The organism is Chryseobacterium sp. GW823-FHT05E08, from assembly GCF_058795655.1.
Window position 1 is genome coordinate 1 of sequence record NZ_JBXAHY010000006.1, and the last position, 19,021, is coordinate 19,021.

The 19,021-nt window shown below is 35.8% G+C and carries 19 protein-coding genes; 4 read left to right on the forward strand and 15 right to left on the reverse strand.

What is annotated here, in order from left to right; all coding sequences use genetic code 11:
- Positions 1-205 precede the first annotated feature (205 nt).
- The 11 genes from AC1Q7L_RS18210 to AC1Q7L_RS18260 form a co-directional block, all read right to left on the reverse strand.
- Entirely contained in the window at positions 206-829 is a 624-nt protein-coding gene (locus AC1Q7L_RS18210) for a hypothetical protein (RefSeq protein WP_492308042.1), read from the reverse strand.
- Positions 830-857: 28 nt separating this feature from the next.
- On the reverse strand, positions 858-1,511 hold the full coding sequence (locus AC1Q7L_RS18215; protein WP_492308043.1) for a DUF6766 family protein: 654 nt from the start codon (positions 1,509-1,511) through the stop codon (positions 858-860).
- A 60-nt stretch (positions 1,512-1,571) separates the two neighbouring features.
- Positions 1,572-3,041 (reverse strand): alpha-amylase, encoded by a 1,470-nt coding sequence (locus AC1Q7L_RS18220; RefSeq protein ID WP_492308044.1) that lies wholly within the window; start codon positions 3,039-3,041, stop codon positions 1,572-1,574.
- Between the two features lie 10 nt (positions 3,042-3,051).
- Positions 3,052-3,804, reverse strand: a complete 753-nt coding sequence (locus AC1Q7L_RS18225) for an SDR family oxidoreductase (RefSeq protein WP_073174698.1) — start codon at positions 3,802-3,804, stop codon at positions 3,052-3,054.
- An 11-nt stretch (positions 3,805-3,815) separates the two neighbouring features.
- Positions 3,816-4,610 (reverse strand): SDR family NAD(P)-dependent oxidoreductase, encoded by a 795-nt coding sequence (locus AC1Q7L_RS18230; protein WP_073174699.1) that lies wholly within the window; start codon positions 4,608-4,610, stop codon positions 3,816-3,818.
- A gap of 5 nt (positions 4,611-4,615) precedes the next feature.
- Complete coding sequence (locus tag AC1Q7L_RS18235; protein ID WP_073174700.1) at positions 4,616-5,116, reverse strand: CinA family protein; 501 nt, start codon at positions 5,114-5,116, stop codon at positions 4,616-4,618.
- A 56-nt stretch (positions 5,117-5,172) separates the two neighbouring features.
- Complete coding sequence (locus AC1Q7L_RS18240) at positions 5,173-6,339, reverse strand: zinc-dependent alcohol dehydrogenase (protein WP_300685566.1); 1,167 nt, start codon at positions 6,337-6,339, stop codon at positions 5,173-5,175.
- Positions 6,340-6,509: 170 nt separating this feature from the next.
- Positions 6,510-6,776 (reverse strand): CCC motif membrane protein, encoded by a 267-nt coding sequence (locus tag AC1Q7L_RS18245; RefSeq protein ID WP_139259966.1) that lies wholly within the window; start codon positions 6,774-6,776, stop codon positions 6,510-6,512.
- A 208-nt stretch (positions 6,777-6,984) separates the two neighbouring features.
- The gene (locus AC1Q7L_RS18250; RefSeq protein ID WP_073174702.1) at positions 6,985-7,596 is read right to left on the reverse strand and encodes a DUF4142 domain-containing protein; all 612 of its coding nucleotides are present in this window, start codon (positions 7,594-7,596) and stop codon (positions 6,985-6,987) included.
- Positions 7,597-7,650: 54 nt separating this feature from the next.
- Positions 7,651-9,795, reverse strand: a complete 2,145-nt coding sequence (locus AC1Q7L_RS18255) for a catalase (RefSeq protein ID WP_492308045.1) — start codon at positions 9,793-9,795, stop codon at positions 7,651-7,653.
- Positions 9,796-10,323: 528 nt separating this feature from the next.
- The gene (locus AC1Q7L_RS18260; RefSeq protein ID WP_073174704.1) at positions 10,324-10,920 is read right to left on the reverse strand and encodes a Crp/Fnr family transcriptional regulator; all 597 of its coding nucleotides are present in this window, start codon (positions 10,918-10,920) and stop codon (positions 10,324-10,326) included.
- A gap of 370 nt (positions 10,921-11,290) precedes the next feature.
- Here AC1Q7L_RS18260 and AC1Q7L_RS18265 point away from each other — a divergent pair, with 370 nt between their 5' ends.
- On the forward strand, positions 11,291-11,887 hold the full coding sequence (locus tag AC1Q7L_RS18265) for a Crp/Fnr family transcriptional regulator (protein ID WP_083536217.1): 597 nt from the start codon (positions 11,291-11,293) through the stop codon (positions 11,885-11,887).
- A 477-nt stretch (positions 11,888-12,364) separates the two neighbouring features.
- Complete coding sequence (locus AC1Q7L_RS18270) at positions 12,365-12,961, forward strand: Crp/Fnr family transcriptional regulator (RefSeq protein WP_073174705.1); 597 nt, start codon at positions 12,365-12,367, stop codon at positions 12,959-12,961.
- Between the two features lie 109 nt (positions 12,962-13,070).
- Here AC1Q7L_RS18270 and AC1Q7L_RS18275 read toward each other — a convergent pair whose 3' ends face one another.
- The 4 genes from AC1Q7L_RS18275 to AC1Q7L_RS18290 all read right to left on the reverse strand — a co-directional run bounded on the left by AC1Q7L_RS18275 (position 13,071) and on the right by AC1Q7L_RS18290 (position 17,016).
- Positions 13,071-13,394 (reverse strand): low affinity iron permease family protein, encoded by a 324-nt coding sequence (locus AC1Q7L_RS18275; RefSeq protein ID WP_073174706.1) that lies wholly within the window; start codon positions 13,392-13,394, stop codon positions 13,071-13,073.
- A 48-nt stretch (positions 13,395-13,442) separates the two neighbouring features.
- On the reverse strand, positions 13,443-13,718 hold the full coding sequence (locus AC1Q7L_RS18280) for a TonB-dependent receptor (protein WP_175550402.1): 276 nt from the start codon (positions 13,716-13,718) through the stop codon (positions 13,443-13,445).
- Positions 13,719-14,052: 334 nt separating this feature from the next.
- Entirely contained in the window at positions 14,053-15,243 is a 1,191-nt protein-coding gene (locus tag AC1Q7L_RS18285) for a response regulator (protein WP_073174707.1), read from the reverse strand.
- Positions 15,244-15,330: 87 nt separating this feature from the next.
- Entirely contained in the window at positions 15,331-17,016 is a 1,686-nt protein-coding gene (locus AC1Q7L_RS18290) for a histidine kinase dimerization/phospho-acceptor domain-containing protein (protein WP_073174708.1), read from the reverse strand.
- Positions 17,017-17,721: 705 nt separating this feature from the next.
- Here AC1Q7L_RS18290 and AC1Q7L_RS18295 point away from each other — a divergent pair.
- Positions 17,722-18,264, forward strand: coding sequence for a peptidoglycan-binding protein LysM (locus AC1Q7L_RS18295; protein ID WP_073174709.1), 543 nt, complete (start codon positions 17,722-17,724; stop codon positions 18,262-18,264).
- Between the two features lie 203 nt (positions 18,265-18,467).
- Positions 18,468-19,013 carry a peptidoglycan-binding protein LysM gene (locus AC1Q7L_RS18300; RefSeq protein ID WP_309944896.1) on the forward strand — a complete coding sequence of 182 codons (546 nt, stop codon included), beginning with the start codon at positions 18,468-18,470 and terminating at the stop codon, positions 19,011-19,013.
- Positions 19,014-19,021 lie beyond the last annotated feature (8 nt).

Sequence of the window (19,021 nt, forward strand, 5' to 3'; positions counted from 1 at the left end):
TAACATATTTTAATTTGGTGTATCAAAGCTACAAGCTCAGGAAGGCAAATCCTATGACAATGATCATAATCGATTCATAAATTTTATTAAATTTTACTCTTCAGCTATTTATATGATACGAAAGAATAGAATCCCTCTAATATTTTTTTTAGATAGTCATTATTACTTTCTTTAGAAGAATTCATATGATTTCAAAATCTATATATCACCAGGATCGAAACTCAACTAACCCATCTGTCAAAATTTTCCATTGAATTTTTGAAATTCCCACCATTCCTCCAAGGGCAATAGCTAAATTCCTTGCTTTGTCTGCGATCTGAGCATCCATATTCGGTGTCTCGTTACGTCCGTAAATACCTGCTTTTATAAAGTCTTTCCCTCGTGATACAATAAAGGTAGAGCTTGCATCTCCCGTGTAAAAGTGTGCGATGTGCGTATTTATTTTACCCGGTATCCCCGATGGTTTACACTCAATAAGCAGCTGCTCCAAAATTTCATCATTAGCAGATAAATTTTCATACATATCTGTTATCTCGACCCAATCAAATCCTCTTGCTTCAAAATTGCCCGGCCCTGGAATATCAATCCTAATGAAATCTCCTTTTTCAGGTAATCTCTTTTTTAAATTCCCATTTTTATCGTGCAGTTTAAAATCCGCACCAACTCCACTAGCATAATAATTCCAGTAATTTACCGACAAAAGGCGATCTTTTAAAGTCTTATACAAATCAACTATATCTTCAAAATCTTTAGCTACACGAATACTTTCCGTATCGTGAAAACTTCCTTTTTCTTGCAGGGGTACCCCTGTGATCAATTGTGGCTTCATTTCGTATTTTTTTTGTGTAACTAAACATTTAATTTTCATTATGCGGCATATCAACTGGCTTTGATTCCGGAGATCCTTTTTCTCTGAGCCAAATTGAAAGGATAACCAGCGAAGCAACTGCTAAAAACTCACTCTGCCAGTTTTGAAACGACTCAAACCAAAAACGGACATCATACAAATATTCCTGAATTGGCATCACAGGCAGTTCTTTAGCAATCTGCTCACCACTGTATTCTTCATAGCTTCCATAAAAATGACAGGTAAAACTGATAAGAAAAAGAATACCAAAAGCAATTGATAGTGAATGTTTATAGAGAATAAGCCATACACCACCCTGTTTAACCGGCCAGGGTGCATTGGAATGAGCTCGAGGTTCTTTATCAACATCTTCTTTTTCATCCAAAGACTTTGATTCACTTGACCCCTTCTGTCTGAGAAAAACAGTCAGAACAACATACAGCATCATTTGTAAAAATTCACTTTCCCAGTTTTCAAAAGTGGCCTGAACAAAATGGCCGCTGTGCAGGTATTCTCCGATACTTAAAAGATGCTGCCCTTCTTCAGCCAATTCTTTGTTTTCAGTTTTCCAACCCGTCATGACCTGCCCGTACAGGCAGACAAACATCAATATAAAAAGAACAATACTTAAACTGTTGCGGTAAAAGAAATTATGTTTATTCATTGATACTTGATTTTATGTGATTGAATTTATTTTTAAAATAGGGTTTGCATCAGTGAAGATTTATTTTTTAACCCAAACGCTTACTGACCTTGCATTAACTGTAAAAATTCCTGTACCATTGTTATCCACCACAATTTCTTCTTGTCTTTGTTGCAAAAAATCATAGAATACAGCATTTGAATATTCTTCACCGCACATTATTTCTTTGCAGGCTTTTCCATTATTTGAAATAATGACCAGACAGCCTTTATTCATTTTATCACCCATGCGCATGAATGCAATACAATTGGGATCATCAAAAAAATTGACTTGTGAGCCGTATCCAAATTGTTGTCTTGCCTCCATTAATTTTGGTAGGGTCTCAACTTTACGGATTTCAACATGTATTTTTTTACCGTCTTTCATATCCGAATACTTGGCTCCGAAAAGGTCAGGATAAAAAACACATGGATAGGCTTTTTCTGATAACAAAATGATGGAATAAGCTATTGGCTTAAACCATTCTTTGACAGTGGACTCCAACGCCTGAAGCTTTTGGGTATCATGATTTTCAACAAAAGAAACGGTAAAAACAGGCATCTGTTGTAACAAAGAATTATCAAGAATCTGACGTAGGTCGTACTGATCTCCTTCTTCAGATGCTTTGAAAAAATTATAGTGTAGGGGCACATCGAAACATGAAATTAAATTACTCATTTCATCAGAGAAATAATTTATTTTTCCGGCCTCTTCTTTCCAAAACTCCCCCAAAATATAATAGTCAGAATTAATTTCTGTTTTAATATAAGTAATCCACTCTTTTAAAAATTCTGAAGAAATATGCTTTAAGGCATCCAACCTTATCCCGTCGACTTTGGTAATTTCAAGATACCATTTGATCCAGTTTTTCATCTCCTGAACAACATCTGGGTTTCTGTATTCTACATCGGCGCCCATGAGATAATCATAATTTCCGAGCTGATGACTCACTGAAGGGTTCCATTCCGTGCCGTATTCATTTATAATCTTAAAGATACCCAGTACCTCTTCTCCATTTCTCTTAATGCAGTCTATTCCACTAAAACAACGATGATCCCAGTTAAAATCTGAATACATTCCATTCCGGGCAGAAAAAGTAAATTTTGTCATTGCTGATGCTTCCAAAGGTTGTTCTATAGTTTTAATACGATTATCCTCCTCAACCTGTTGTACAAAGATATTTTCTGGTTCGTCCCCACCCATTCTGTGATTAAGAACAATATCGGCATATACACTCATACCTGCCTCATGTGCTGCTTCAATTGCTTTAAGGTATTCTTCCTTAGTTCCGTATCTGGTTGCAATACTACCTTTCTGGTCAAATTCTCCTAAATCATATAGATCATATACGTCATAACCCCGGCCTTCCTTACCGAGAAAGCACTTTGTTGCAGGAGGAAACCATACCGCAGTAAAACCAAGCTGTTGTAAATAACCCACCTTTCCTGCAAACTCATTCCATAAATTCCCGGGATGGTACCAATGAAAAAACTGAATCATTACTCCGTTCATAACCCATAATTTAACCGTTGACAATGAGCCCACCGTTCGGATGGAGAACCTGTCCCGTCATCTGTGCCGAAGCATCGGTAGCTAAAAACAGATAACTTGAAGCAATCTCATCCGTATTAGCATTTCTTTCCAGTGGAGGCTTGCTTTGATCGTCTTCTTCTTCACCAAAAGTTTTCTCAGTAAGGGGTGTCGCTACCGGTCCGGGTGCTACTGCATTGACCCGAATGCCTTTAGGTTTCGCCTGTAATGCCAGCGATCTCGTAAAAGAAACAATTGCCCCTTTTGTAGCTGAATAATCTAATAATTCTTCATGCCCCATATAAGCCACTGCGGAGGTCGTATTAACAATGGAACTCCCTTTTTTTAAATGGGGAAAAACTTCCTTGGTAAGTAAAATCATTCCAATGATATTGGAATTAAATGTCTTTCTGATGTTTTCTTCTGTAAGGTCAATAATATTATCTGCAGGAATTTGTGTTCCTGCATTATTTATCAAAATATCAATTTTCCCAAACTCAGCAACTGTTTTTGAAACGGTTACTTTACAAAAATCTATATCATTGATATCGCCGCCAAAACATATAGCACGCCTGCCTAGAGCTTCAATTTCCAATTTTGTTTTTTCTGCATCTTTGTCGTCTTTATAATAGATAAACGAAATATCCGCACCTTCTGTGGCAAATAATAAGGCAATTGCTTTACCTATTCCGCTGTCTGCTCCTGTAATGAGCACTGATTTATTCTCCAATTGCAACCTCTCCATACTATTAAAATTTATACATCTTGTGGTTCCTGCATTTTTCCCATACGATATGCTGCCATGCTATCGCTTGCCAGATTAGACATGGCTACCGTTAATTTATTTTTCAACCCCGAGATTATTTTATCCTCTCCATTCATCAGAGCTTCATAGCCATCTTTAGCCACTTCTTCCGGAGTGCTGAAACTCTCTTTATCTTCCATAATCTTACTTCTGTTCATCTGTGCTTTGTTGAAGAAATCTGTATCGGTCGGTCCTGGAAGAAGTGCAGTAACAGTAATTCCGGTATCTTTTAATTCTTCACGAATCGCCTCAGACCATGATAAGATAAAAGCTTTACTTCCGTGATAAACTGATTGCCATGGACCGGGTGCTTTACTTGCAATTGAAGCCAGATTCAGTATTTTTCCTGATCCTTTGCTGATGCGATCCTTTAGGAAAAGTTTGGTTAAAATCAGAACTGCATTTATATTGAGCCTGACAATATCCAATTCGCGATGTATATCTGTATCTTCAAATTTTCCATAGAAGCCCTGTCCTGCGTCATTCACCAATATTTCAGGGCTAATATCGTTGAGTCTAAGTTCGGCATACATAGAAAAAACATCATCTTCTTTAAAGAGATTTTTTGCCTGGGTTACCACCTTAACACCATATTTTTTAAATTCATTGGCTTTTTCAAGCAGTTGATCATGACTCCGTGATACAATAACCAGATGGTAGCCATTTTTTGCGAATAATTTCGCCAGTTCATATCCGATTCCACTGGTTGCACCGGTGATCAGTACATATTGATTTTTGATTTCCATATCGTTTATTTTAAAATAATCATTTGATTGAGTTCACATTTAAAGCATCCGAGAATAAATTCCGCGTAATACAGCTGGGCTGTTGAAGCCTTTGTTTTATGGTGTAGTTCCAGTTTTTTGGATAAAATGATTTCATTTTTGTAGGCGAATGAAAAATGTGCGAAAATTTTTTGATCCGATTCTTTCACAGGAGTTGCATATCCGGTGACAGATATTCCCCAGTCTGTATTGAATAATGCACTAACATTCAACGCCATTTCATCGGCAACTTCCATAGAAACACAATCACACTTTATCGCTTCCAGCTCATCAACTTTCAAAAGTTTTACTTTTTCCTCAAGAGTATAGGCGGTTATGCCGCCTTTAAAAAATATAGAGGCATCTTTCATCTGCGAAAAGGAAAACTGCAGGCAGCCAGCAGTAACACTTTCTGCCACAGAAACTGATTCATGGGCAGATTTCAGCGCCCCGCCGATATAATCCAACAAAGACTGTTTAAATTCCATGAGAATATATTTTAATTAATTAAGAATACGTCTCTCCTGACACTATAGAGATTTACTTATCTCCAGGGATCAAGCACGACTTTTACACATCCGTCCTGCTTTTTATCAAATATTTCATATCCTTTTGCCACCTCATCAAGGGAAAGGCGGTGCGTTATGATATCATCGAGTTTTACCTGCCCGGTTTCCACATATTTCATTAATTTATCAATGATTGCATGAACCGGAGATTGCCCCGCTTTAAGCGTAATACCTTTATCAAAAAGCTGACCTACCCTAAAATTGTCATAATTCATGGGATAGACTCCTAATATGGAAACAAAACCTCCACGTCTTACTCCACTCATACACGCATCCAGCACTTTGATAGAACCTTTTTCAAAATTGACAACTGCCTTTGCTCTATCCATCAGATTTCTGTCCGGTTCAAAGCCTACAGCATCTATGCATAAATCGGCACCTCTGCCATTGGTCATGCTTCTGATTTCGTCAACAGTCTGTTTAGCGTCTTCCCAAAGAATGGTTTCGCATCCTGTAAGATTTTTTATCTGGTCCAGTCTATATTGAAGGGTATCAATAACAATTACTTTTTTTGCATGATGAAGAATAGCACTTTTTACGGCCATTGATCCCACAGGCCCTGCACCGAAAATGGCTACCGTTTCTCCACCTTTAAGATCCGCCCACATTACGCCGGTATAGCCTGTAGGAAAAATATCGGTAAGAAAAAGCACCTGTTCATCGGTCAATGAATCAGAAACCTTTCTAGGCCCGAAATTAGCATAAGGAACTCTTACATATTGTGCCTGCCCGCCATTATAACCACCATACAGATCGGTATAACCAAACATTCCACCTCCTTTTTCAGTAACCAAGCCTCCTTCGGGACCATAATTTTCTATATTGGAGTTTTCACAGCCTGATGGTAAATCATGCTGGCAGAAATAACACCCTCCGCATGCAATCGGGAATGGCACAACAACTCTGTCGCCCGCTTGTAGGTGATTGATGTTTTTTCCTACTTCCTCCACAATTCCCATAAACTCATGTCCCATTACCATAGGACGCGGCTGAGGAATTCCTCCCGAATACATATGAAGATCACTACCGCAGATTGCGGTGGAAGTTACACGAAGAATGATATCATTTTGATCTTCAATCTTTGGATCATCGACGGTATCACAGGTAATGTTACCCGGCGAATGAAAAACTGCTGCTTTCATATTGTTATATTTTATAGTTTGGTGTTTATACATTATCAATGTGGTCATCAGGCTCTATAAAAGCTGCGATGACCATTTCAAATGATAATACGATTAAAAATGGCTGATGCGAGACCTGGCTAAAGTTTTTTATACTTCAGCAATGGTAGAGGATCTCCTCCTTCCTACAGCTACAGGTAGTATATCGACAATAAATACATAAGGCAAAGGGAGCTTAAAGTAATCCCGAGAATGCTTAGCATTCTTCCTTTTTTTAAATTGTCGAAATTGGTATAATTTCCTTTATTTTTATCATATACTCTTTTATCTCTTCTGTAAAGAAAGAGCGCGATGCTTCCGGTAAGTATTCCCGGGATTCCATAACAGCAGCATAAGGCTACAGAAGAAATTCCGAGCACTAGCACGGCTGTGGCATTGGGTAATTTGGAATTCCTCATGATGATAGGTTTTGAAGCCAGTAGATTATTCCAGTAATAAAATGCAGCCGGCATTAATGATTAAATACTGTCTTTATAAACATTAATTTTCTGGATAAATAATTTAAACCATCAAACCGCCAGCATCAGATTTTCAGAAACAATACAGAATCCTTCGAATAATATCCGATAACGCTTTCAAGGCAGATTACCGGATATTTATCCGACATTATTTTACAGCATCTTTTGCTTTTTTAGATTCCATTAAATGATGATCTAAAGTGGGAAGCGTTGTAGTGGCAAAATTTTTCAGAGAGGATTCGGAACCGTCAGCAGCTTCTTTCTTGAAATCAGCTATTGTTTTTTCATGATCCTTAACCATCATATCAGTATACATGCGATCAAAATCAGCTCCTTTTTTAGCTTTAAGATCATCATATTTTTTCTGTTGGTCTGCATCTAAACCGGTAGGCAGATTGTAAGCTGTTTTAGACGCCCACTGCTTTAATTCTTCGTTGGCTTTGGTGTGATCCTTTACCATCATTTCACCCAGTTTTTTAACTGTTGGGTTGGTCGCATTTTGAGAGGCCAATTCACCCGCCATCACTTCCATCATTCCTCCTTTTGCTGCTGCATCAGCAAATTTTCGATCCTGGTCATTTAATGATGTTGTTTCAGAAGACGTTTGGGAAATTGAAAGAGAATCTCCAGGCATTGCACCCGAATCTACAGGAGCAGACATTTCGCTATGATCAGCTGAATGATCAACAGTAGTGGTTTCTTTTTTGTTACATGCCGTTATTGCAGCAATGGCTACAATGATTAGAATTGTCTTTTTCATAATATTTTAATTTGTTGGTGTTGATATGAATGTCAAGTAGTTCCTACTCATTTTTTATACTAATCCGTTTCTTTCTTTTTCAAACTGCCAAACCCTGTGATTAGCTATCGCCTCAACAAATAAATCATCAGAATCAGCATCTTTAGCAGAAATTACTCCAGGATCATCATGTTTGACCGATGCCACATCTGTAAGCTTTTTGATTACTTCAGTATCATACCCAAAGTAAATGGCTTTACAGTGACGGAATGCCTCATTAATAAAATCAACCGTCATATTTTTATTTCCAGGCTTTACAAAACCTTCTGCAGATTTTGCACCGCCACAGATATACAGGGCATCAAAGCAAACACTTGAAGTTGTAGATAATGAATGATCGGGAATGTACGTCTGGCCGTCCGAAGATTTTACCGGTGCTACGGAATCAGCAATATATTGTACAACCGCGCCCTGCCCTTCTAATTTTTCTATTAAATGATCGGTAGAAGCAGCATCAAACCCATCAGTCATCATAAAGCCAATTACTCGGCTCTCAATGGTATCTTTAACGGTATTGGCCATACTCAGCGCTTCTGAAAATTTTAGGGAAGGTTCAATTTCCGCACTTTGGAGACTTGCTGGATCGGCATCCGCAGGAATACTTTGATTGGGCTGATCGAGAATTTTAACCTCAACACCTAATCTGGATGCAACTTCCTGAGCCAAATCTTTGTTTACAAAAGCTAACTGACCAACCATTCGTTCTCTGATGGAAGGAAGCGTTACTTTTGAAAGCTCAAAAACCAATGCATTTTGCAGGTGCGTTTTTTCAAGGGCAGACTGACTGTTGTAAAATAATTTTGCCTGAGAATAATGGTCTACAAAGCTTGAGCTTCTTGCCCTTACTTTATGTCCTTCCACCCGCTCCTCCTGGGAGACAAAACCTCCTTCTTCCATCATAGCCTGAAACGGGCACCCTCCACCCATTGAATTGGGTTCGTAACTTACTTTTCCTTTAACGATCTGCTGGCGCATGTGTCCGTCACGCTGATTATTGTGAATGGTTGTAATGGACCTGTTGATCGGAATTTCATGAAAATTCGGAGACCCTAATCTGGTAAGCTGAGTGTCGGTGTACGAGAAAAGTCTTCCCTGTAAAAGAGGATCATTGGTAAAATCTATGCCGGGAACAATATGACCGGGATGAAATGCTACTTGTTCTGTCTCTGCAAAGAAATTATCCGGATTTCTGTTTAATATTAAAGTTCCTACAAGTTCCACAGGAACAAGCTCTTCCGGGATAATTTTTGTAGGATCAAGGAGATCAAAATCAAATTTGTGTTCATCTTTTTCAGGAACTACCTGCACCCCCAGATCCCACTCAGGGAAAGCTCCGTTCTCAATGGCCTCCCAAAGGTCACGTCGATGGAAGTCAGGGTCATTTCCCGAAATCTTCTGTGCTTCGGGCCACGCCACCGAATGGACTCCCAATTTGGGTTTAAAATGAAATTTCACAAAATGTACATCGCCCTGTTCATTGATAAATTTAAATGTATGGACGCCAAAACCTTCCATCATACGGAAGCTTCTCGGAATCGCACGATCACTCATCAACCACATGATCATGTGGGTACTCTCTGGCATTAATGAAATGAAATCCCAAAAAGTGTTGTGAGCCGAAGCAGCTTGCGGAATCTCGTTATCAGGCTCAGGTTTTACAGCATGGACTAAGTCTGGAAATTTTATAGCGTCCTGAATAAAAAATACAGGCATATTATTACCTACCAGGTCATAAACGCCTTCTTCCGTATAAAATTTCACAGCAAATCCTCTTACATCACGAGCCAGATCTGTACTTCCTCTACTTCCGGCAACGGTAGAAAAACGCACAAATACAGGAGTCTCTTCATCGATATTGTTTAAAAATTTAGCTTTCGTATATTTTGCCAGACTTTTATTTAATTTAAAAACACCGTGAGCGCCGGAACCTCTTGCATGAACTACTCTTTCCGGAATTCGTTCATGATCAAAATGAGTAATTTTTTCTCTGAGAATAAAATCTTCAAGAAGAGAAGGTCCTCTTTCGCCTGCTTTCAGAGAATCCTGATTGTTATTGATCTTTAATCCCTGATTAGTGGTCAGTTTTTCGTTGCTGTTATCCGTTGTATGATCTTGAAGTTGATCACGTTTCGAGTTTGATCCTAAATTTTCATTTTCCATATTTCTTGTTATTGCGATTTGATGTAGGTGATGTTGACTTAATATTTAATTTACAGTATCAGAAAATCCGATACAGGAGATGTTTTAGGATGATTATCCAACTCATTATTATATTCTGAATAAAGTTTCTTTGTAAAAAAAAGAGAATCAACTAACTGGGCAGCGCCAATTAGAAAATAGAGTGGATTACCTCGAGTTCTATAACATATTATAAAAAGTAATCAGCACAGGTTAATCTGTGTTAGTTTTTTTGTAATTGGCGTTCATATAATCTTTTTTTTATGGTGTATTTCAAAATTACAAATCCATAAAAATCTACCCTATGACTTAAGTCATATAGCAATAATTTATTGTAGTAATACCTATGAAAAAATTATAAATCCTTACATATTAATTGCCAAATTATCTATTCCTAGTATAAAAGGATATGCTTTTTAAACTCTTTGGTCTGATTAAATTTATTCATAGCATCGAATCATAAAGTAACAGGCTAACCAGCAATAGGATAAATAGGCATGACAGAAAGGATTAATAAAATATTTTTCCACCAATATTTTTTACAATATTTTCACGTTCCATCTTTTTTAATACTCTTATCACAGTTTCTATTCTCAATCCTGTAAGTGAGGCAATTTCAAGACGGGTGTAGGGAATTTGATAACCGTATTGTTCTGTCACATTATGATATTGCTTCAAACAATCCATCACACAGATTATTTTACTGAAGGTGTTTGTGGATGATAAATTATTTAACATCACATAACGGTAGTGCATTCTTTCAGAGGTATATTGATAAAGTTTAAATAATATGCTTTTATCACTGTGAATCAGCTCAAAGAATCTGGCTATTCCAACTTTAATAACTGCTACATCATTCATTGCGACTGCATTGACGGGATAAGGTCTTTCGGAAAATATAAAAGTTTCTCCAAGACAGTGCCCGGCCGAAGGTAAACTATGGATAAATTCTTTTCCTTCCTGATGATAATTGTTGATTTTTACATTGCCATATTTTATCTGATAATAAAATTTTGGTATTTCTGATTCTCTAAATATCATATCATTTTTGGTGAATTTCACTAATTGTCCTCCATAATGAAAGAGTAAATCTTCATCAACCAGCATATTGAAAAAATTATTAGGGGGTATTAAACTTGTACTAATTAAATTGCAGAATTTAAAAAAGCGACATATATCACTGATAAGTGTACAATTAATTAGCATCCAAAGGTAATGGTAAAGGACGCTTCACATGTATGACCTAAATCATACGTACGAATTATGAGTACAAAAATATCAACCCGTCAATGGAACAAGTTTACATATATGTATCTAAAAATTTAGGTAAATCAATCCAATCAAGAGATTTTTGGTTGCTGGTTTTATGTTATCTTTAGAAGACAATTGTGCTTTCTCTTGCTAAAAGATTTAGTATAATCAGGAATATTTAATCTTTGATATTCTACTAACTTTAATTCAAAAACATAATACTATTATGATTATCGATCAAAATCTTTTGCAATTATACGGTGCAGAAACAACACAGTTTAAACCCAATGAAACAATATTTAAGGAAGGTGATACTCCAAAACTTTACTATCAAATAATAGAGGGCAGAGTTAAATTAAATCATTACGATGAAGACGGGAAAGAGATTATTCAAAGTATTTTGCTTTCAGGACAGAGCGTTTGTGAATTACTTCTTTTTATCACCGAAAAATATCCTGTCAACGCGATAACATTAACTCCTTGTAAAATCATTACCATTCCAAAAGACAACTTCTTTAAATTACTTGCTGATCATCCGAATGTATCTTTAGATATCAACAAGTTTATATCCGAACGATTGTACCAAAAATTTGTCATGATGCAACATAATTTATCATTGAGACCAGAAGTACGGCTTTTGGGAATTCTTGACTACTTTAAAAGCTACAGCATTAACAAAGAAAAATATTCATTTGAGGTTTATCTAACCAGAAAACAAATGGCATCCATTACAGGTTTACGAATTGAAACCGTGATTAGAACTATTAAGAAAATGGAAAGTGATCATGTATTAAAATTGATTAATAGTAAAATATTTTACTAAAACCTCTCATGATAATTCGTATTGGAGATGAATATCTTCACCTCAAATTATATGCAGGTAACTTAATTCCATATTTAAATCGTAAAATAGGATTTAATTAACATATTAAATTATAAAGCTTAAAATATATTTTCGACTGCCTCTTCCATTGTATTTTATATTTTATAATAAATTAACTTTATGATTATAAAAAATATACTACTATATGATTCAAAGCATATTATTTATGTAGTAATTGCATTACATTTACTGCATATAATTTACCGATGAATTATAAATTCATCTAACCAATTATGGAGCCTCAGCAATTTTCATCCGGAAGCACGATCCACTTTACGGGTTTTACAACTAAGTTAGATTGTCTCTTTAAAAATATATTGTAACATGAAGTAAAATTAAGATTTCCCATAGTACTTTAATGATACTTATATCGGGAATTTAAATCCACTCTTATCACTAACCACAAAAAATAATAGTATGTTTTTTAAAGAAGAACTTTTACGCTCTATTGGAGCTGTAGAACAATATTACAATCCGGGAGATTATATATTCCGGGAAGGCGCAATTCCCCAATTCTATTTTCAGATTATTAATGGTGATGTTAAATTAAATAATTACAATAGTTCAGGTAAAGAATTTATTCAAAATATATTAAGTTCAAAAGAACCTGTAGGAAATTATATGTTATATTTAGAGCAGACATATCCAGTAAATGCTGTAGCTCTTTCGAATTGTACTATTATTAAATTATGTGCAGATAAATTAACGCATTATCTAGACCAACACCCCAATCATTACTTAGAGCTTTGCAAATCATTATCAAAGCACCTCTACCGTAAGTTCATTCTCATGCAAAAAATATCTTCTCCCTATGCAGTTGAAAGAATTAAAGAAGTATTGGAACTTATGAAACATGACCACGAAAATAAAACTCCATTTACTTATGAAGTTCCCATCACAAGGCAACAATTAGCTTCTTTAACAGGGTTGTGCGTTGAAACGACTATAAGAGCTATAAAAAAGATGGAGCGAGACAAATTAGTCCGGATTAAAAACCGAAAAATTATGTATTGATTAAAAAAAACAATGCTCATACGAGCATTGTTTCTCATTAAAATTTTACGGAGAATGCCACCACATAAATGACGTCGTAATTTTAAATAAATCCTTCTAATTACAACTATTATTTGCTTTCGTGATTTTTTGGAAACTTACCAAACTTCTCGTACAATTTGTGGAGCTCATCCAATTCATCTTCCGTCAATTCTCCAATGTCTACCATTCGATTGTTGGCTTTTTCATGAGCTGCAATTAATTCGTTAAGCTTTATCTGTATGGCTTTAGAATCTTTATTCTGTGCTTTTTGGATTAGAAAAACCATTAGAAATGTAACGATGGTGGTTCCTGTGTTAATAACCATCTGCCATACTTCAGAAAATTTAAATAGCGGTCCTGTAGCTGCCCAGATATAATGTAGGGTAATGGTTGAGATAATTGTATTATTAATGTATAACTCTTTGCTCTAAAACAGAGCTATGCCTCTCCACATTATACATCAAAACTTATAATACACTCCCACTCTTATCCCAAAAGGGCTTCCGGGTGTATAGGTAAGGTCTGTAGTGGGTTCTGCTTCTCCTTTTAACTGGGTTTCCGTTGCGAACTGCGCTTCGTTCCATTGTACATTGAAAAGATTGTTGACCTGAAGGTTAGCTCCCCATTTCTGGCGGTTGTAAGCCAATACAAGATCATTTACAAAATAGGATTTTGTTCTGATACTATTGTCTTCCACAGCCGGTCTTGCACCAAGATAACGATATTGAAGTCCCAAAGAAAAGCCTTTCAGGAAGTCCCAGTTTACAGATCCGGTACTGGTAAAAACAGGTGCTAACGGGATATAATCCTGTCCTTTTTCTTCTTCAATATAACCAAAATACTTGCTCCAATATATCTTGGAGAACGGAAAATTAGTTATTCAGGTACAAGTTAGATTTTTTCACTCCTTCAATTAATCAATATTATATATCATTATCATAATTTAATGTACAAAGTAAAAATTTAATATACTACTAAGTGTCTACAATCTAAGCTATTCACATCCGATACATTAAAATATTTTGTAACCTAAGATTAACCAAAAACTCAAGCTCCATTTTTCACAAGTACTAAACGTTAATATATTTTTTGAATACTTCAATAATGTCTGCCTGCCTTATAGGTTTGGGAAGGAAGTCATTCATTCCGGATTCAAGGCATTTTTCTTTTTCGCCCAGCACATTTCCAGCTGTAACACCTATGATAGGTATATGTTCATAGCCAGGCAGCATTCTAATATTTCGTGTTGCCTCAATACCGCTCATGATCGGCATCTGTACATCCATCAAGATAATGGAAAAATGCTTTTTTCTACACTCTTCCAAAGCCTGCAGCCCATTGACTGCTTCCGTTAGATGTATACTGGGTGCAAGAGACTTCATTATTCTATTATTCAGAACCATATTCACTGCGTTATCATCAACCAAAAGCACTTCTAAATCTAGGGCAAATAATTGCGAAACTTTCTCAGACTGATCCATACTAATTTCTACTGTATAATTTTGGTCTACCTTTTTTAATGTTTTGTATAGATCATGTGATTTGATAGGTTTTAATAGTAAATGTGCATTTTCTATTTTCCTAACTGAAGTAAGTATACCTAGTTCTTCAGAAGAAGAAGAAAGTACTATAAATGGAGAAGTCTCTTTTCGCTGATTGAACAGTACTGTTATTTTATCTATTGTTTCCAATCCGGACATAACAGGCATATGATAATCCATCAGGATCACATCGAACCGCTCTCCTTTCAATAGGACCTCCAGTGCTTCCATCCCATTAGAAGCCAAAGTAGACTTGATATTTTTATAGCTAAGCATGTGCTCAAGAATGATCCTGTTGGTTTCATTATCATCAACCACTAAGGCCGTTTTAATAGTTATTTCATCTTCCTCTTTCAATTGAGGAATCTCGTAAGGAATCTCAATGTCAAAGAAAAATACAGATCCCTTTTTCTTTACGCTGCTCAGCGACAAATGGCTTCCCATATATCCCAGGATATTGTTTGAGATAGTAAGCCCCAGCCCCGTCCCACCATATCTTTTACTGATGGAACTGTTTTCCTGAGTAAAGGCATTAAAAATGTATTTCTGTTTCTCAACAGGGATGCCGATCCCCGTATCTCTTACCGAGAAACGCAAAGCAATAGTACTATCATTCATGCGTAATTTCTCTACTTTTAGTTCGATCTCTCCCTTTTCTGTGAATTTCACAGCATTTCCCAAAAGATTAATCAAGATCTGTTTTAACCTTGCTTCATCCAAAAAAAGTATTTTTGGAAGACCCGGTTCAATATTGAGAAGAAGTTCGATATTTTTTTTCTGGGATTGATAAATAATAACATTTATGACCTAGCTCAGCATATCATAAACATCGGTTTTCTCAATCAAAAGCTCCATTTTTCCGGATTCTATTTTAGAAAAATCCAATATATCATTGATGATGCTAAGCAGGTTTTCCCCTGACTCATTGATGTAATTCAGATATTGTATCTGTGTTTCATTCAATGGTGTCTGAAGGAGAAGGTCTGAAAAACCAATAACTCCGTTTAAAGGAGTCCTGATCTCATGACTCATATTGGCCAAAAATTCGGATTTTGCTTTGTTGGCTATATCTGCTGTTTCCTTAGCATTTTTCAGTTCTTCATTTATCTTTACAGCATTTGTAATATTCTGTACGGAAATAATTACACCCCCCACTTCATCTTTTGTAAGATACCAAGGTCCGACTTTAAGGTCGTAATGCTGAATTTCTTCTTTTCCTTCCACCTTTAGCATAAAGTCACCATTGATATACGTTTTTCCCAACAGCGCATTCTCATAAATATCTTTTCTTTCTTCGGGAACATTCGGTGATATAGTGAAAAGATTATTACCGATAAGATCAACATTATTCATACTAAATTCCTCTCTCCATCTGCTGCTTACTGCGACATAGTTAAGGTCTTTATCAAACATGGCCAAAGGAACAGGAACATCAGTGGCAAAAGACTTCATCATAGCCTCCTTGCGGGTAACCTCCAAAAACATTTTTTTGAAGGCATCAATGTCCTGAATGATTCCAAAAACCCTTTTGCAGATATCATCTTCAAATTCGGGAATACCTTTTACTCTTACCCAGATCGTAACGCCATCATTACGCAATAGCTGAAGTTCCTCATCAAAAGCAATTCCTTGTTGTATTGCCCTGTTAAAAAGATATTTTATTCTCTCCCCGCTTTTTCCTCTGTAAAATTCAAGGGCATTTTCAAAATTAGGCTGGAAATTATTTTCTATTTTGTGAATTTCTCTTGTACTTTGAGACCAGAAGAGCTTTCCGGTTTTCATATTGGCTTCCCAACCTCCCACCTGGGCTACTGAACCTGTTTCTTCAAGCATTTCCTTAGTGTAAAACAGATCATTTTCTAATTTCCCGCGCCGGATAAGGTCAGATTTTAGTTGTATATAAACAAAAAGAGTTACAGCGATGGCTCCAATTGCAGAAAAGATAATGAATAAAACAGTCCAATTCGAAGACTTGTTCAGATCATCGTTTTTTATGGCAAGCTGAACTTCCTCAAGTTTTACAAATTTCTGAACGAGCATACGGCATCTGTCCATAGCCTCCTTGTTTTGTATAAGTTCTTCCGGACTCATTAATATTCCCTTTTTACGATTCTCAATAAGCAGGACATATTCTTTCATCAGCAGTTCTGAAGTATGCAGCAGTTCATTTAGGATCTTAATCTGATCTTTATTTTTAAGATTAAGTCTATCTTTGTGAGAAACAAAGAGCGGAAATTCATTCCTACTATCATTGAAAGGTTCAAGAAAATTTTCCCGGCCGGTAAGCTGATATCCCCGATTCCCCGTTTCAGCATCTAAAAGAGTATTTAAGATATCTTTTGCTAAGTTTATAGATTCCTTACTTTTCAATAAATTTTCTCTATTCTCCATTTGCTTATGTATACTTATATAAGATGCTATCGAACTAGCAATCAGAAGCATCAAAGAAATCATTACTCCTACCTGAAGATTTCTTATAATTTTTTTCGGCATTGAAAAATATTTTTGTAATAAAATACTAAAAATAGGTCATTTTATAAAATTTACAAATTAATTTAGAAATTTATCAGCAGATATTGGAAAATGAATACCATTAAAGTCGTTTAAAGATGGAGTTGCTAACTTGATAAAAGTTTATTTTTTATGGTTTCCTGATTTTTCTTAATTTACGTTCATTTTTTTAAACCAAATTTCGGTACTAGTCTGGATACATTCCTGCTGCTTTAGCTATTCCTATTAGAATCTCATCTTCACCATCGACCAGATTTTTTTAACCTTTCAGCAAATACACTGATTTCCATCATAGCTGCTTTCTTGTTTTCATTCATTTGGGTATTACCATCGGAGGTACGGATTTCATTGTTTTTATAATAGAATTAATTTGCTATTTAGGCATTACTTCTCAATATCTTTCAAAAATTCGGAATCAAAACACAAAAAGTCAAATGAGCTTCACCTGTTTTTTATTCTAGTTGATTTGATTCAGTAGCTTTTACCATGATATCACCTAAACTATAGTAAGGCATTTTGTAAAATAAAAAAATTACTTGATAATAGCTAATCCATCATTATCGAAACCATCATACTGACAATTAGTTAATCAATACCATTAAACTTTGGTAATTTCGAATAATGTTATTAGATTTATAATGAATTCTGAATTACAATATTATTACACCTCACTAAATTTTATTAATCATGAAAAAGCAAATCTTTATCGTTGCGCTGTCTCTGGGAGTAATCGCCTTAGGAACCCACCCGGTTTTGGCACAAAATTCAGAGCAGGTGAGTACATCAGTAAATATTATTTTATCGGACGTTATTGCAATAGACCTTGGCTCTGTTGTTTCAGAAGGTGCTGTAGATTTTAATTATGGGAGCATAAAAGACTATAATTCATCAAAAAATGTGACCGTTCCCAACAGTTTAGTCATTATTTCTTCTAAAAATTTTGATGTAAAAGTAAAATCTGAAGGTGCACACTTTGTAAGTGGCGCAAACGTAATTCCCGTAGATATATTACAGGTAAAAGCAATACCAGGCGGAAGTTTGGTGGGAACCCTGAATGAGGTTACTTTATCTACAACTGATCAGGTGTTGGTGAGTAATGCAAGTTTAGGTATCAAACAGTCTTTAAATATAGCCTACTCCATTTCGGCGGAAAATGCATCTAAGGTCCTTCTGGGAAAACCACAGGGAACTTACAATCAAAAAATAACTTATACTGCCACTGCATTGTAAGTAAATAACAATTTTAAATAGAAAAGCCCTCAATACGGTCAAAGTATTGAGGGCTCTTCTATTTAAACCAAATGCGTAATCCTGTAGTGATTTTACTACATGAACTTCCGTTTTCCACTACAAAGAAACTTTTAGCACCACTATAAATTTGCAGTATACAAAAGATAACAATTAAGTAAAAAATAACAATAAATATTACCATCATGACAAAACAAATCGCAATCACAGCCTTAACTATTGGAGCAATGATATTAGGAACTAACAATGTTCAAGCTCAAAATACTACTGCAACCACAACGGTAAACATTACCCTGAACGATGTAATCTCTATCGACGCAGGAAGTACTGCAATTGGTAATACAGTTGATTTTAACTATGTTACTGCAGCAGACTATAACTCTGACCAAACAATTACTAAAGCCAACTCTTTGAAGGTTACTTCCACGAAGAACTTTAATGTTAAAGTAAAAGCAGGTGGCGCTAATTTTATGAATGGAACCAACTTAATCCCTGTAAATGTTTTGACTATCAAAGCAGCTACAGCTGCCGGAACTATGGGCGGAACAAAAAGCGCTGTAGTTTTATCGGCAACGGATCAAACCTTAGTAGCAAACGCTCCTCTTGGAAGTGCATTAACACTGAATCTGGACTACACCATTCCCGCGGCAAAATCATCATCTTCTGATATTTTAGGTAAGCCAGCCGGAACTTATACGCAAACAGTAACTTATACCGCGACTGCTTTATAATAAAAAAA